17 protein-coding genes are annotated in these 15,635 nt (G+C 59.5%); 5 read left to right on the top strand and 12 right to left on the bottom strand.

The features are described from left to right. The 11 genes from WDB66_RS12980 to WDB66_RS12930 all read right to left on the bottom strand — a co-directional run bounded on the left by WDB66_RS12980 (position 1) and on the right by WDB66_RS12930 (position 10,350). On the bottom strand, positions 1–621 hold the full coding sequence (locus WDB66_RS12980) for a hypothetical protein (RefSeq protein ID WP_339399024.1): 621 nt from the start codon (positions 619–621) through the stop codon (positions 1–3). Between the two features lie 10 nt (positions 622–631). Then, the gene (locus WDB66_RS12975; RefSeq protein WP_339399023.1) at positions 632–913 is read right to left on the bottom strand and encodes a hypothetical protein; all 282 of its coding nucleotides are present in this window, start codon (positions 911–913) and stop codon (positions 632–634) included. Positions 914–918: 5 nt separating this feature from the next. After that, complete coding sequence (locus WDB66_RS12970) at positions 919–1,830, bottom strand: recombination-associated protein RdgC (RefSeq protein ID WP_339399022.1); 912 nt, start codon at positions 1,828–1,830, stop codon at positions 919–921. Between the two features lie 4 nt (positions 1,831–1,834). Then, positions 1,835–3,748: a type I DNA topoisomerase gene (gene topA / locus WDB66_RS12965; RefSeq protein WP_339399021.1), complete on the bottom strand. Its 1,914-nt coding sequence runs from the start codon at positions 3,746–3,748 to the stop codon at positions 1,835–1,837. After that, positions 3,748–4,503 (bottom strand): HU family DNA-binding protein, encoded by a 756-nt coding sequence (locus tag WDB66_RS12960; RefSeq protein WP_339399020.1) that lies wholly within the window; start codon positions 4,501–4,503, stop codon positions 3,748–3,750. Before WDB66_RS12960 ends, topA begins: the two co-directional genes overlap by 1 nt. Before the next feature lie 175 nt (positions 4,504–4,678). After that, positions 4,679–5,107: a single-stranded DNA-binding protein gene (locus WDB66_RS12955; protein WP_339399019.1), complete on the bottom strand. Its 429-nt coding sequence runs from the start codon at positions 5,105–5,107 to the stop codon at positions 4,679–4,681. Positions 5,108–5,156: 49 nt separating this feature from the next. Continuing rightward, positions 5,157–5,708: a hypothetical protein gene (locus WDB66_RS12950; RefSeq protein ID WP_339399018.1), complete on the bottom strand. Its 552-nt coding sequence runs from the start codon at positions 5,706–5,708 to the stop codon at positions 5,157–5,159. A 154-nt stretch (positions 5,709–5,862) separates the two neighbouring features. Then, entirely contained in the window at positions 5,863–6,825 is a 963-nt protein-coding gene (locus WDB66_RS12945; protein ID WP_339399017.1) for an AcaB family transcriptional regulator, read from the bottom strand. Positions 6,826–6,883: 58 nt separating this feature from the next. Further along, a complete protein-coding gene (locus WDB66_RS12940; RefSeq protein WP_339399016.1) occupies positions 6,884–8,416 on the bottom strand; it encodes a ParB N-terminal domain-containing protein in 1,533 nt (510 codons plus the stop codon). Beyond that, positions 8,416–9,234 carry a ParA family protein gene (locus tag WDB66_RS12935; protein WP_339399015.1) on the bottom strand — a complete coding sequence of 273 codons (819 nt, stop codon included), beginning with the start codon at positions 9,232–9,234 and terminating at the stop codon, positions 8,416–8,418. Before WDB66_RS12935 ends, WDB66_RS12940 begins: the two co-directional genes overlap by 1 nt. A 216-nt stretch (positions 9,235–9,450) precedes the next feature. After that, entirely contained in the window at positions 9,451–10,350 is a 900-nt protein-coding gene (locus tag WDB66_RS12930) for a hypothetical protein (protein WP_339399014.1), read from the bottom strand. Between the two features lie 824 nt (positions 10,351–11,174). Between WDB66_RS12930 and WDB66_RS12925 the strand changes: the two genes are divergently transcribed. The 5 genes from WDB66_RS12925 to WDB66_RS12905 all read left to right on the top strand — a co-directional run bounded on the left by WDB66_RS12925 (position 11,175) and on the right by WDB66_RS12905 (position 15,482). Continuing rightward, positions 11,175–11,705: a hypothetical protein gene (locus WDB66_RS12925; protein ID WP_339399013.1), complete on the top strand. Its 531-nt coding sequence runs from the start codon at positions 11,175–11,177 to the stop codon at positions 11,703–11,705. Between the two features lie 285 nt (positions 11,706–11,990). After that, entirely contained in the window at positions 11,991–12,713 is a 723-nt protein-coding gene (locus WDB66_RS12920; RefSeq protein WP_339399012.1) for a hypothetical protein, read from the top strand. 195 nt (positions 12,714–12,908) lie between these two features. Beyond that, entirely contained in the window at positions 12,909–13,379 is a 471-nt protein-coding gene (locus tag WDB66_RS12915) for an antirestriction protein (RefSeq protein WP_339399011.1), read from the top strand. A 10-nt stretch (positions 13,380–13,389) separates the two neighbouring features. Further along, positions 13,390–14,013 carry a DUF7673 family protein gene (locus tag WDB66_RS12910; protein WP_339399010.1) on the top strand — a complete coding sequence of 208 codons (624 nt, stop codon included), beginning with the start codon at positions 13,390–13,392 and terminating at the stop codon, positions 14,011–14,013. Between the two features lie 47 nt (positions 14,014–14,060). Beyond that, positions 14,061–15,482: a DNA cytosine methyltransferase gene (locus WDB66_RS12905; RefSeq protein WP_339399009.1), complete on the top strand. Its 1,422-nt coding sequence runs from the start codon at positions 14,061–14,063 to the stop codon at positions 15,480–15,482. Here WDB66_RS12905 and WDB66_RS12900 read toward each other — a convergent pair. Next, a partial coding sequence (locus tag WDB66_RS12900; protein WP_339399008.1) for a hypothetical protein occupies positions 15,452–15,635 on the bottom strand: 184 nt, incomplete at its 5' end. The two genes, WDB66_RS12905 and WDB66_RS12900, sit on opposite strands and share 31 nt — an antisense overlap.

Below are 15,635 nucleotides of genomic sequence, written 5' to 3'. Positions count from 1 at the left end.
TCAACTCCCTGGCGCAAGGGTGACGCGGTGGGTCTTTTCCACTACGGCGACGATCTGTGATCCCTGCCAGGCCGGCGTGTTGGAGTAGCAGCGCAACGTGAAATCGTAGTGCGTCGGGTTCGTCGGATGCCGTGGGAGGTTGCCAACTTGGAAACCAGAGCTTCCCGTTGTTGCAGCTGGCCACGCCTGCTGCCAAGCGGTGACGGTTGGGTTTGAGCCGATGCCGGCGCACACATGGGCGCTTGACGTGTTCCAACTCAGTCTTGCCGAAGTGTTGCCTGCCGGCACCGTGCCGGTTGGAGCCGTGAAGTTCAGGCTTGGTATGCCAGTGGCAGGCCCGAACAAGGCTCCTTGACCGACATTCGGGCAGTTGGCTTTTTGATCCAGTTTGCAGTCAACGGAGTAATTGCCTTGTTCATCCAGGCTGATACCCGAAACCATGGGTAGGGCGAGTCGGAATGCCCCATCATGATGAGCCTTGGCATCATCAGGCGCCCCAGGAAGGGCGTCTACGTTCTCGAAGATGAGTTTCGTGGGTGTCTGGCTATGGGCACTCGAAATGCCCAGGCTAAGCCCCAGACTGAACAGCACCAGGTGCTTGAGGATCGAATAGGTCTTCATGGTTCTGGCCTTATGCGTCGCATCTGACATTCGGGTTGTGGTGTTTCATTTCCAGAAGGAAATGTTCCCTGATTGCGGGCGGGATCCCCGTCAACGAAACACGTCGCTGCCCTGCCCTGTCACCAATGGCCTGGGACAGCCGCATTGCGGCGTCACAAGCCCGATTCCTGATTTCAGCGTCTGTGCGTACATCCGGATCGGTAACGAGCAGCAGCTGCGACAGCACTTTCTCTAAGTCACCAGGAAGTGTCTGCGGGGCATCATCGTTCCAGTATTTGATCATGGGATCCATGCTGATCACTCCCCTGCTTGCGACAGGTCAAAGGTAGTCTCCAGGCGCTTCAAGAGTTGCCCGATTTCTCCACTCATCAAGGTGAACGTGGCATCCACCTCGGCCACAAGGGATTGATGATCGTCGTTCGCAAGTGCCTCTGTAGCTGATTCAAGGAACTTGAGTTTCCTAATCACCATGTCTTCGCCAAGCACGAACGAGAGCCGCTCATCGAAAACAAGCCCGAGTTGGAGGCATTGCTTTCCAACCTTCAGGTGCTCCTGGATTTCGGTGGCGTCCATTTCCTGGCGGCGGCACTTGACGATGGCGCCGGCATCCACCGGATCCCGGAGTTCACATTCATCGCCAATCATGAATCCTTCCGGCAGCGCGTCACCTGCGAGCCAGCCGGTCATGATGGCTCGGGGGCTGGATTCGGCGTTGACCGGCACCGCAGGAAATGATCCAAGCGCCTCACGAATGGCTGACACCACCGCTTCCGCATTCTTGCGGCTGGTCGTATCCACCACCAACCAACCCTGCTTCAGATCCAGGTAGGCCCCTACCCGGCTTGGACGTGCGAAAGCCCGAGGCAGAAGATCCGTCAGGACTTCATCTTTCAGGCGCTTGCGCTCCCGACCACCTGCACTGCGACCCTCGCGTTCGCGCAGCTCATCGAGCTTTTCGGCCAGGGCTTGATTGAGGACGGCGGCGGGCAGGATCTTCTCTTCACTGCCCAGATTCAGCAGCAGGCAGTCACCAATCAGCCGCGAGAGTTCTTCTTCCCCCCGGCCGAGAGGTGAGACAAAGCCACGGGTGGCCAGCTGCAAGGGGCCGAGTGGGCGAAGTGCGTGCTCGGGCAGCCGACCAGGCAGATCAGCCAGGGCACTTCGGAGTTTGGGTGCAAATCGGAACAACGTGATATTTCGGAAGAGCATGGGGTCATCCTTGTTGTGCGGTTACTCCACGAGTGGTCACCGTCCCTGGCTTTCCATTCTCATCTGATTGTGTATGGCGGCAGCTTCCGTCCGTTTGTTCTTTGCTGTATTTGGAGCAGCCCCAGAAATAGCCCTTGGCGCCCTTTTTTCTGGACAGCAATCCACTTTTGCATGACGGGCAGATGTACTTTTCGCTGGGAAGGGTCCGGAGCTTGCCCTTCAATGATTCTGGAATCATTGAAGGGCGGGGGGGCTTGAAACGATTGATTTCACCGTGGAGCAACACGTGCATTTGGAGCATCAGTTGCTTGTAGTCCATCTTTTTCTGTGCAATCTGGTCCAGCAAGGATTCCACTGAGCGGGTGAAGTCGTATTCCAGAAACTGGAAGTTGGTCACCAGCATGTTGACCACCAACTCGCCTTTCGCCAGTGGGGTCAACTGGAGCCGCTTGTTGCTCTTGACGTACTCGCGATCTTGTAGGGTCTTGATGATGCCGGCGTAGGTGCTCGGTCGGCCGATCCCAAGGCTTTCCATCGTCTTGACCAGGGTGGCTTCAGTGAATTGAGCTGGTGGTTTGGTCATCCGTTTGGAACAATGACCCTTGACCGGTTCATGCTGCGATCGAGCTTCGAGCTTTGGCAGGGGCCGGTCGTTTGATTCATCCTCGTTATCGCCCTCTTCTGCCACTGGCTCATCGAGCATGGCCATCCAGCCCTTGTCCAACAGCACCTGGCCGCGAGCAACGAAGGTAGCCTCGCGTCCCTCGGGGCTGGTGCCAGCAAGCGTGACGGTAGCGGTGTCAAAGACGGCCGGTTTCATTTGCGAGCAGATCGCCCGCAGGCGGATGATCTGGTAAAGCCGTGCGGCGTCTTGCCCCAATCCGTTCACTTCTTCGACGCTGACATCGGTGGGTCTGATTGCCTCATGGGCTTCTTGCGCCCCCGCTTTAGATCGGGATTTTTCGACCTTGGCGGGGATGCTGTCGGCCATGCCGACTTGCCTCAACCAGTCCCAGATTGCGGTTCGACCTTCTTCCGAGATGACGGCCAAATCCGTTCGGTGGTAGGTGATGGCACCTGCCTCAAACAGATCCTGTGCGGCCTTCATGACGGCGCTTGTTGAAATCTTGAGCTGCTGACTTCCGACCTGTTGCATGGTGGAAGTGATCAGTGGCGGTGGCGCCTTGCGCTGCTTGCGGGCTTCTTCCACATCGGTGACGCGCACACGCGGAGTCTTCGCGATGTCCTGGGCGATGGCTTCATCGGTGCAATGCGGCAGACCTTCGGCGTTGTACGGGGTGCTATCCCAGGTTGCCGCCCACGGCAGCTCATTGGTGATGAAATCCAGTCGCACGACATAGAAGGCGTGTGGCGTGAAATTCCGGATCTCTCGGTCGCGTTCGACAATCAGGCGCAATGCCGGTGACTGGACGCGCCCTGCTGACAGATCGTTGAAACCGGTGGCTGACTGGAGCAATGGCGACACCCGGTAGCCGACGATGCGGTCAAGTACCCGGCGAGCTTCTTGGGCTGCTACCAATGGGCGGTCGATGCGACGCGGAGCTGCGATGGATTTCTTGATTGCCTCAGCGGTGATCTCGTTGAACGCGCAACGCTTGGGATTGCGCAGTTTCAGGGCTGCCTCAAGTCGTGCGGCTATCGCCTCCCCTTCCCTGTCCGGGTCGGTGGCCAGGATGATGTCTGATGTGCCAGCCATCGCTTTTCTGATGCGTGCGATGACCTCTTTCCCACGCTTGCTCAGGACGTACTCTGGCTGGAAGTCTGGCGCCTCGGGGATGAGCGTCGGTGGAAGATCATCAATGTGTCCTGCCGATGCGACGCAGCGATAGCCCTTCCCCAGGATGCCTTCGATCTTCTTGGCCTTTGTGGGCGATTCCACGATTACGAGCGTACTCATCACCCTGCCCCAACAGGTGGCGGCGGCGGGATCATGGAATCCCGTTTTTCAGTGGCGCTGGTTACACGGATCAGTTCTGCACTGTCCCATTCACCACTGCCCTGCTTTGCCTTGATGAGTCTGGTTTGCATGGCGACTTCAAGCAGCTGGCCTTGCAAGTCCGTGTCGATCTCGAAGTCCACAAAGTACGGAGCTGGATTGCTTCCACGCTCTTCCGTGCTCGTCCACTTGCGCTTTAGTGCGGCACTGGCTCCGACACGGCGAGTGATCGCGCCGACATTCGGAAGCGAAAATTGTGCGCCCAGGTTTTTGACATCATTGAGCCAGATTCCCAGGAGAAGGTGGATGGGATGAGTCTCACCGCCCGTCGCCTCTTCTACGTTCCGAGCAACAACGGGCACCCGCTGTTCCATCAGCGCTACCAGATTGGTGATGGCGCCCCTGGGCTTGCGCTTGTTGAGCGCGATATCGAATGTTTCCAGGAAGGTCTTTCGGGGGATGAACTGAAGATCCGTGGCCCGGCTCACCTCCCGGTTGTTGATATCCTCCAGGGGTTTGATTCGGAGCGTGCCAATGCCCTGGATCTTCACGTCCTTGCCGCGCAGCAATTGTTCCCGGACGACTCTGGCCACTTCGTTGATGAACTGTGTGGCTTGGCGCTGGGTCATACCCGTCTCGAACGTGAGGCCGCTGACGACCTGTTGCTGAGACTGTCGGCGATACCCTACGGGGGGTCTTTTACTGGCGGTGCTCATGGCAGTTTTCTTTGTCATCGTCTGGTTCTACGTCGCAGTTGGCCGAAAGCCTGGTCAGCGCATTGACCCACTTGCGGCCTGATTGATACCTCCTGAGAGACTGGACTTTTCCCCCATGCCTGATTTGCGAGAACCTGGCCATGTCGGCCAGGTTCTCGAAGGTGCTGCTCATCTGTCAGCCTGCTGCGGCGCGAGCCGGTTCAGCTTCTTGCGGTGCGCCCCTGCGAGGCTGCAACTGGAAGCTGGCCAGATCGTCAATCGTCAGGTAGACATCCGACAGGACAACCTCAATGCCGGCCCCATGCTTCACGCCACTGTCATCGGTCCATGGGTCGGTGCTCTGCAAGCGGCCCACAATCTTGACCATCTGACCCTTTTTCAGTCGCGCTACACGATCGACCAGGCGGGCGTTTTCTTCGTTCCCGAAGGCGACGCATCCAATCCAGAAGCTGTCGGTGACTTCCCACTCGCCATTGTCAGTGAAGCGTCCGGTTTCGCGGATGAGCCGAAACCTGCTGACCTTCACTTCCCCCTTTTCCAGATGGGTCACCTCAGTGATGCGACCTTCCAGTTCAACGGTGTTCTTCGTATCCGTCCTTGCCATGTCTTGCTCCAGTTTTGGTTGGTACTGCTCTTGGTGGATCCGGTGTGGGTCACCGGGGTGCTGCTACCTCGGAATGGGCATGTTGCGTCAACCCTTCCAGATGGATTTTGTTTTTGATGATGATCTGTCTGGCCGAGTGCGCCATGGATGACTCCGTGTTCAAGATCACCAGCATGGATGTGACCAGGCCGAACCAGTTCCTCAATTCATTGGTCATGTTTTCTTGACCCAAGACCTCGGGCCAGTCAGCCATCGTGATCCATGTCCTTCCCTTGCGAGCGGTGCGATAGCGCCACTGGATAGCCAAGGTACGGACGTTCTTCTTCCCGCTGATGCCCAATGCGAAAGGGAGCTTGAGGCTTTCGACATAGTTCTTGATGTCCAACTGAAGTTCGCGCATGGCGTCCTCAATCGCATCCAGGGCCGCGTCACATTCGGCCAATTTGGCCGCGTATAGCGGGAGAAGCTGTGTCGGCGCGAGGTTGGTGGTTGCGCCACCGCCATCACCGAACAGGTCGTTGAACTTGATCTGATAGCCCCGGACGACATCCCAATGGTTCCTCTCTCTTCCGGTGCTTCCAGTAAATGGTGAACGTGCCATCGCGTTCGGTTCCCTCTTATCGTCTATTCTTTGTGTGTGCCGAATCCGCGAAGATGACGCATCCTATCATTGCACATTCTGCGTCTCAAATTGCGCGGATTCCGCACACTGCCCCAACCGATACTTCTTCAACATTCACGATTGCGCCATCCGATCACCGGCCCAGGTGTGGGGGCAACTTGTCGCCCTGCCAGATTGGATCAGGCATCGAGCCGGTTGGGATGCGGAAGTGTTGCTTCACGAATGCTTCCAATTCGGCTGGTACAGCGTTGGTGCTGTTCTCGCGCTTTGCCCCAATGATGCTCTCGCGCTCCAGGAACAGCCGGGTGCCTGACCAGATGAAGAAACTGATCGACCGCCACTGCTTCATCAGCCGGTTGATCTCGATGAAGATCGCCTCCTTGGAGGGGATCAGGTTGTTCAGCTGAGCGTGGCGATACCGGATGGTGCAGCGATCAGCCAGCACCAGCAGATCAAGAAGCAGATTGGCGTACTGCGTTGAAATGAAGATCGGGTCATGCGGGCGTGCGATCTCTTCCGGGCGCGGCGTTGCCCATGACAGTTCGCGATGCACCAGCTTCATCCGCTCGATGCGCAGGCCATCCAACTGGTCCATGCGTCCGATCAGGTCTTTCTCGAATTGCTGCATGTAGGCGTATGCCAACAGCAGATGGAAGTCGGCCCACGGGTTCCCGCGATTGCTGAGTGACACGGCCTTGCTCAAGGCGCCGGCGCAGGCGAAGAATCCAGGGATGAAGGATTTACCGCCCTCGGCCTTTCGCCCCTTGTACATGTCCATGCCGTTCATCGAATGGAACTCGATGACGGGCTGGCTCATGATCGGCCCGACCTTGCCGTCGATGATGGCCGACCGGTTCGTCTCGTTCGACGCATTGTTCTGCTTGTCGCGCAACGCGACGACCTGCATGTACATCTCGTAGTACGGGTTCAGCTCATCGGGCTGTTTTCCGAAGACGAAGAACCCCTCTTTCCGCAGGAATGCTTCACAGCGGTCGATGTTGATCTTCGTGACCTGGGTGTCCGGCGTGATGCCGGCATCACCGATGATGGGCGGCTGGACTTCGGTGTTGGCCACAGGGGGCGGGATGATGCTCATGGTGATCTCCATTCAATAAATCTGATTGCGCCATCCGATGGCGCTTGTGGTGATTGGTTCAGGGGTTGCTGGTGGTGGAGCTGGTTGGAGCAGGGGCTTGATCGTCGGTGGCCGACTCGATGCTGTGAGCGACCAGGACGCGCATGAAGGTGATCAGCTCCTTGGCCAGATGCTCGGTGGCCGGCTGAGTGTGTGCTTGTGCCAGGAAGTTGAGCAGCGGGTCTTGGGTTTCGGCTTGTGAGGTGATGTGCTCCACAAGAGATGAAACCGGTTGGGGCAAATCCAGTTCTGCGTGTGCCTGGCGCCACGTGGCCATGGAGCTGCGCAGCTGCGACATGCGTTCGGTGCGAGAAACCCGTTGGCGCACCGGCGTGCTGGTTGCCCCATCGGTGCTGCTTGTCCCAGGGGGTGGCTCTTCGACGGTGGTGCCATCTGATGCAACGGGTTCGTCAGGCGTTTGAATTGATGCAGGCGGATCCTGATTGGGGGTTTGTTCGGTTGGGATAGGCGTGAGCAGCATGTCCCAGGATGGCAGTTTGATAGCGCTTCCACCGGGTCTTTTGGAGCCAAGGTTGGTCCAGACGGTGTGAGCTGTTTCATCGTCCAGGCCGATGGCGTCCTGGACGCAGAGGATCCAGTGTGCGGTGATTTCTGCGGCGAAGGTGTTGGGGTCTTCGTTGGGGTTGGTGTCGCAGAACTGTTTGGTCCACTCGATGCACAGGGCATTGAATTCGTCGGGGGACTCGGACTGCTTGAATGTGCAGTAGACGATCTGGCAATCACGGTGGATCTGTCGCAGCAGGCCGATGCTGTTGTGCCCATTGGTCAGCACACGCGGGTTCCACTGGATGACGGGTGCCAGTTGTGTGGTGGTGAACAGGGCACGCCCGATGCTTTCCAGTGAGCGGATCTTCTTGAACCGGCCTGATTCTTCGAGCCGGCGTGCGAAGTCGCGATTGGACATCCGCGACCCTTGCTGTGCCTCCATGAGGTTTTTGAGGGTGGTCAGGCCGTGTGCGGTGTCGGCCCAGATGGTGTCCTCGCGTTCGAGGTTTTCATCCAGATGTGCCTCGAAGATAGTCATCTCGCTCTCGAACGGCTCGAAGCGAGTGATGGGCTTTGCAAACTCCGGGCGTGGTCGCGGCTGGGTGCCTTCGGGCAGCTGCTGAGCCAGGGCATCGTAGTTGTCGACGATATAGTTCAGTGCGCGCAGGCGACCGTTGCCGCCCTTGGCCACGATGAAGTGGGCTTCGTGTGGCCGCTTGGTGATCGAAATGGGGTTGATCAGTCCGGACGTGAAGATGGACCAGGCCAGCGATTGGATGGCGTCGTCGGCGTGGCTGGCCAGTCGCGGGTTGTTGTCATAGGAGTGGATGTGCTCCAGGTTCACGCGGAACTGGTCATTGCGTTCGGTGGGGATGATGACGCCGGGAATCGGGGTTTCTTCCAGCATCTGCGTGATGCCGGTGTAGTCCTGGTTGTCGGTTGCCGGCGTGGGGTCCGGGGTGCTGGCTGGCGCACCGGATTGCGCCAGTGAGGTCAGATAGTCGTCATCAAACTTAGGCGCGTGTCGGCGCTTCTTGGTGGTCATCATGCTTCTCCGAGCAGCTCATCAATCAGGGTGTCGATGGTGGCCCCGTGGTTCTTGTCCAGGACGTAGACAGGCTCCATGGCGTTCGTGGCGTTCACGAATGCCTGGGAGTCGGGGATGTAGGTGTCCAGCAGCGAGACACGTTGCAGGGGGGTGCCTTGGGTGCGGTGCGGTGCAAGCTGTTGCTGGAGCATGTCCAGGTAGGCGCTGCCGCTGGTGGTGTGCTTGCGCAGGCGTGACACGACCACGGAGATTTTGAGATTGCGGTATGGCGCCCAGCGTGGCGCGTTATCCAGATTTCGCGCCAGATCCGATGCGCCACGAATGAAGGCTTCGACGCTGAACTTGTCGGGCACAGTGGGCGAGAGGATGGAGTCGGCTGCGATGGCGCAGGTGTAGCTGATGATGCCGGGCGTACCGCTGGAGTCGATGACCACGTGGGTGTAGCCCAGGTTGGCCTCGCGCAGCGCCTGGATGGCGACCAGCAGGCTGGTGTGTGATTCCTGCGACTGATCCAGCAGAGACTTCAGCTCGTCGTTGCTGATGTTGGCCGCGACCAGATCAAGGTTCTCGATCTGGGTGGGGGTGATGGCTTCCTTCGGAAAGGGCGCATCACTTTGCCCAGCTTCGATGACCTGCCGGTAGCCGGCCTTGATGGCGGCGGCCAGCGGGTATGCGGTGGACAGATTGCCCTGTGGGTCGCCGTCGATCAGTAGCACGCGGTTGCCGGGGCGCCGTGCGAGGTTGGCTCCCAGATTGGTGGCCAGGGTGGACTTTGATGTCCCGCCCTTGGTGTTGTAGATGGTGATGGTGTGCATGGATGTACCTGTAGGTGATGTGTTTGTTATGGGAAATGTGCGGAATCCGCGAATCCAGTCTACACAAATAAAACCCGGTGTCTATCTTTTTCTGCACCGAGTGTCCGCTGAGCTGACACTTTCGGTGGTTTCGGTCACTGCGCGGAGTGTCCGCTCAGCGGACATTCCTGCTTGCCGGTGTGTCTGTCCTGCAAGTGTCCGCTGAGCGGACACTTCCTACAGGTCGCTCAGATGCCCTACCAGGTGGTGAAGCGAGTCCGTGGTGATGTTGCTGAAGGTCAGGGTGTAGGTGCTTTGGTCGGTGGTGTCGGGCTGGTGTTGGAGGATTGCTTCAAGGATCCCGTGCAGGGACTCGATGCCCCATGCCTTCAGGGTGAGGGTTCGGTCTGCCCCGCTTCGCGACCAGTTGATATGCACCGGGCATGAGAGGCGTTCGGACAGCGATGCGCTCAAGGCTTCGACGGCGCTGTCGGTGGTTTCCTCGGCATGATCTGGCGTAGGTGTTGTGGCGTTGGCTGCGGGCGCCTCGCCAGCGTCGTGCATCGCGCCTTCTTGCGGATCGTTCTGTTTGAGCAGCTGCCGCAGTTGCTGGATGGAAAGGCGTTCGTCCTTGATCAGGTCTGCCCATCGGTGCTGGTCCGGATGGGGCAGGGCGAACAGGAGTCGGGCATGTCCCAGGGTGACCCGGCCTTGTCGGACCAGGTCGCGTAGATGGGTGTCCGCAGTGTGCAGGCTGATCCAGCGCGATACGACCGATCGTTCCAGCCCCAGCACCTGACCGATCTGGAAGTCCGGTAGGCCGGCATCACGCAGGGTGGAGCAGTAGGTGTCCAGATGCGGGGTAGGGTGGCTGTGCTGATGCAACTCGCGGATGGCAGCGATGCTGTTTGCCGAGGTTGAGCCTTCCTCCAGTGCAATACAGGGCAGGGGGGTATGGCTGTGCAGCGGTACCGCCCACGGTGAAATGAGCAGGGCGGGTTGGCGCACCAGATCGCGCAGGACCAGGCCATGCGTGGCGGCCGCAGGGTAGGGCGACATGAGGGTTTCAACACCCGCCTGGAGCTTGTGGGCGCTGGTGGTGAGCAAGGGCAGTGGTTGGCGGCGTAGCGGCTTCATGGGTCACCCCGTTATGTGGCACGTGCCACGCAAGGGTAGGGTGGTCCGCTGCCGGTGTCCACTGTGTGGCATGTGCCACATAGTGTGGCGCAAGCTTGCCGCAGCACACCGGGCTTCCGTTCTTGGCTATATTCGCTTCGTCAACGGCACCTCAGCGTTTCTGAGGTTGGTCTACCCGCGTCCAACCTGGACCAGGCTCGCAAGAGCCGGACGCATTTTCACCAACTGACAAGGCAAAGTCAGTTGCCGGATACTCGATTCAGGGAGTCCGGACGGGTTACACAGGCCCGTGCAAAGAAGCCTCGCTGTCACTCAAGGTGGCAGTTGTAGAGGTGAGTCGTCTGAATCGTGCCCTGGGCAACAATCCCCAGAGAGGGCTTCCCGCAAGGGAAGCGCGATGGCACAACACCCGGCGATTTGGCCGCGCAGGGTGAGACTGGAAGCTGAACCCTCATCGGCAGCGGGGGATGTGTTGAAAGCGCGGATGCGGCGCAACGAGGCCCATCGGATCAAGGGCAACATGCTGGATCGGTCCATCTTGGATGGACTGACGTGCCAGGGTAGCGCCTGGATACACACGCGCCCCGACCAGCACCCTGCACGGCCATTGCCGCCGTGCAGGGACGCAAGGGGATGTATGCTGAACACTACAACGGCACCTCAGCGTTTCTGAGGTCGGTCCACTCGCATCCAACCTGGACCAGGCTCACAAGAGCCGGATGCATTCTCAACCTAACCCCAACCCTGACGGGAGACAGACTCTCCCCGACCAGGGTGGTGTTCTGTCTTCTTGGATGGGTCTTTATCAAGAAGGAGTCTTCACCATGGGTAACTTCTACGACGCGCCACACGGCCTGGGCAGCATGTCTGCCCAGGAACTGGACCACATTGCTCTGGAACGGGGTGGCGTGGTTCGCTCGATCGGCTATGGTTATGCCCTGACCGGCGAGGTGGGCGAACTGCCGGGCGGCTGGACTGCCCGGTGGATCAACACGCAGGGTATGGGGAACCACGGCACGCTGGTGCTGTCCCCGCTGACCGCCCGCGCTCGCGGGGTTGCCCGCGAGGGTGCGATCCGCTCGTTCGAGCGGGCCGGTCTGACTCGCCTTCAGGCCCAGCGCCTGTACCGCGTGAAGGCGCGGTACAAGCACGAGCTGGTTGGGGTATTGGCCGATGTCTTGGTCAATCCCGGCCAGGTCTTGGCCATGCTCGCTCATCCGGGTTGCTACGGATTTGGCTCCGGCCGGTCCGAGTGGTCCCGCGCCTGGGGCGCAGCGTTCGGCCCGGAAGGGCTGGGGCTGTCAGCACCGCGAGAGGCGGAATTGGCAAAGATGGTCAGCGCATGCGTTGGCTGACCATCACAGAGGCCCTTCATGGCTTCTGATCTTCCCCCCACAAGCCCCGGTCCGCATACGCAGGCCGGGGCTTTTTCATTGACGATGCTTGCTGATTGTGGCAGTGTCGCCGTACACGGCATCGCAGCGTCTCTGCGATACAGGTTCCGCACGCGCCAAACATCGGGACCACGACCACAAGGTCGGGCGCACTCTTCACCATCCCCTGATCGGGCAGCACATGCCCTTGGGGGCGTGATGTTGTTCCGCGACGGGATTGTTCTGTCTGAAACAAGGAGCAACACCATGAGCCTGTCACAAGGTAGCCGGTATCCGGCTGATGCAGTGGAAGAGTTCAAGGCCACCGGAAAGGTGGTTGGGTTCAAAGTTCAGGACTTCCGCACCGACAAGACTCCGGCGCTGCCGGAAGTCATCGAAGCCCTGAAAGGGCAGTTGGAATGGATCGGCCCGCCCGATGAGGATGGGTTCCGTCTGACAGTCGGAGACTGTTGGGAGGATGCTGAAAGCACCATCACCGACCAGGCCAACAAGGTCTACAAGATCAAGGCCACACTTGATGGCACGCCGGAAGGCAAGCCGATCTTCCTGTTTGTCTGGGAGGGCGGTTGCGATCCGGCTATTGATCTTCTGGATCAGGACCAGGACTGGTCCGAATACCTGCGCTCTGCCGATTGTGGTGACCTGGAGTTTTCGGAGTATCTGGAAACCTACGGCCTGCACGCAGAGGCCATCCAGGAGCTGGATCAGGTCGAGGATGACGAAGATGAGACGCAGCCCTGCCGCGTCTGGGTGTCCTACAACTACTATGCAGGTTCCCTGGGCCGTCCGGCAGATGGCTTCCTCACCGAAGGGATGTTCAACGGTGATGGCCGCTATGGTGGCGATCCTGGACAGCACTATTTCGAGAACGCAGCAGCAGCTCGGGAGTGGGTCGAGGAGCAAAGCGAAGGCACCTACTACTTGAGCCACGGCGAGGCCAGCAGGCCCGACTACTTCGTCTGTCGCTGAGTTGTCAAGGCTCCCATTTTCAGCCCCCATTCGGGGGCTTTTTCATGTGCGCGAGCCGGCCCGGTGCCGGCGTCGCCGCGTGCATGAAAAAGCCTCTGCAAGGCACACAGCATTGCCCATCGGGCGATACGCCGGTCCCGTCCCCATCACCGGCAAGCGCACAAGCGCTGGGGACTTTTTATAGAGGGTTTCATCATGTCCAACGAAGTTGTTGAACACACGCTCGCCTTGGCGAGCATCGCCGGGATCCGCGAGGTTCCCGAAAGCCGTCGTCTGGCGACCCTGCCCCGGTTCTTTGGACCGAGGATGTACGTTCAGGCAGAGAGCACCATCTATAACATCGCAAGTGGGATGGTCAGGAACTATCGGGGTGCCTACTGGCACTACTACACCCGCAACAGCGACGCCTTGATTCTGGTGCCATCGCTGGGCGAGCCGGAAGACTTGTTCACCATCACGAATCTCGAAGAGGGTACGGAGTACCGCATGCACGCTGATGCCATCGGCATCAGCGTGTGCCTGTTCGCGTACAGCCAGCTGTCGTTCTGGTGTGACCGCTTTGGCGTGAGTCAGGACACAGAGCGTTTTGCTGACCTCTATCATGCGGTCAGGGACGTGGCCTGCGATCACCCGCAGAGCCAGCACATTCTTCAACTGATCGACTAGGAGCACAGGCATGAACGTGGACAGGCAAATGGCGCTGGACGAAGGCGTCGCCGCATTGCATCGGCTTGCAAAGGTGGCCCTGAATGACTCAGGGCAGTGTCGGTTCATCGCCCGGTTCCTGCTCGGCCTCTACAACGGCACGCGCTTCCCGTTTGATCTGACGGATCTGCGGGCGGTTGATGGCAACTTGTTCGAGGACTGCATGTTGGTCCTGCGGATGGATGCGCGGTTCACCGAAAAAGAGGTGCATTGCTACTTCACCGAAGGCGGGGCCTTGTTTGAAGAGATGGCAGCCCGCTGGATGGTGCAGGATCACAACGAATTGCGTATCGCGGTCAAGACCGGTGTGCGCGAGGTGACCAAGTACGTGCATGAGGGCCTGGGTGAAAGAGCGACTGGCAAGGTGCTTGTCTGTGGCCACACACCCGGCTACCGGAATGTGTCCGCCACGCTGGAACTTCGGAGCGATCCGGGTGCCGAGCCGGTCACTGTAAAGGCCGACTTCGACAACGCATCGTGCCTGGCCTTGTTTGAGACGATCCGCGACGCCCAGGCCACGGCCTGGGGGTTGGGAGATCCGATTGACAAGAGGCCGGGTGAAGTCCGGCCAGGGTGGATGAAGAGCCTGGCCTGACCATCTCTCGCACATGAATTACAGCCCCCTTTTCAGGGGGCTTTTTTATGGAGGACGATCTGATGCAAACCTATGAGATCAAACAGGTGAGCTTGGGACAGAACAAGGGCGCACCGCGCATCTTCATCGAGAACCATCGGCTGGGACAGGCGGGCTTTTCGCCAGGTGTCCGGTACGAGGTTAAAGTCGATGAGGGGCGGGTGGTGTTGCAGCTCAAGGAAGACGGTGATCGCGTGGTGTCAGGGAAGGCGCGAGGCGAGGTGCAGGTGCCGGTGATCGACCTGAACTCCAACCGCGTGTTGGGTCAGTTTGCAGATCACGCATCGGTCCGCCTGGTGGTGCGTTACGGCCAGATCCATCTGCTGCCGCTGGCCTCGCGCAAGCGGGCACGCGAGCGACTTGATCGACTGGTCAACCGGCTGGAAGAAGGCAAACCACTTCGCACCGCGTCGGTCTGTCACGGCGGTGGTGTGCTGTCCAAGGCGCTGCACGATGGATTGGGTGCAGCGGGCGTGACTTCGACGTTGGTCATGGCCAATGACTTTGAGCCAGGTGTGCTGTTTCAGGCATCGCTTCACAACCCGGTCTGGAACAAAAGGACCAAGGCGGTTGCAGCTCCGCTGCAAGAGATCGTCACCGATGACTATCTCTTGGGACAGGTGGGTGAGATCGAGGTGTTGGAGGCGGGTTTGCCGTGTACGGCCGCATCGCTTTCAGGTCGCGCCAAGAAGCATCTGTCGATGGCCGAGGCCGATGAAAAGGCCGGACATCTGGTGGCCCCGTTTCTTGCACTCATCAACCGCATGCAGCCTGCCATTGTGGTGCTGGAAAACGTACCGCCTTACCAGAACACGGCCAGCATGTGGCTGTTGCGACATACGCTCCGCGATTGGGGGTATGTGGTGCATGAGGCGATCCTGGGTGCGCAGGACTTTGGTTGCCTTGAAGATCGCAAGCGACTTTGCATGGTGGCGGTGACCACGGGCCTGAGCTTTGAGATCGAGGCCGTCAAGCCGCGATTGCACAGCAAGCCGCGTGTGCGTGATGTTCTTGAGCACGTGCCCGACGATGATCCGTCCTGGAAACAGGTGGCCTACCTGAAAGCCAAGGAAGAGCGGGACAAGGCCGCAGGCAAGGGGTTTCGCATGCAGCTGGTGGACATGGATGCCACCCGCATCGGAACGATCGGCAGCCAGTACATGAAGGCCCGCAGTACCGAGCCACGGATTCCGCATCCTGATCCGGATGATCCCAGGTCGCGGTTGCTCACACCCGGTGAGCATGCTGCTGCCAAGGGTGTGGATCCGGTACTGATCACCGGCATGCCGGCGACAAGGGCACATCACCTGCTTGGCAACGGCGTGTGTCCTGCGCCGTTTGAGGCAGTGGCCTACTGCCTGGGTGTGATGCTCACTGCGATGGTGTCGAAGATGACAGATCACGCGCCGGCATTCGCCGCCGCCAGATGATCGCAACACCTGCTGTTTTCTTGCCCCCGTTCGGGGGCTTTTTCTTGCGCGTGATCCGGCCAGGTGCCGGCGTTGTCGCGTGCATGAAAAAGCCTCTGCAAGGCACACGCATTGCCCATCGGGCGATCGCCGGTCCCGTCCCCATCACCGGCA

The organism is Denitratimonas organivorans, from assembly GCF_037478135.1.
Lineage (GTDB): Bacteria > Pseudomonadota > Gammaproteobacteria > Xanthomonadales > Xanthomonadaceae > Denitratimonas.
This window is presented reverse-complemented; position numbering and strand designations above follow the sequence as displayed.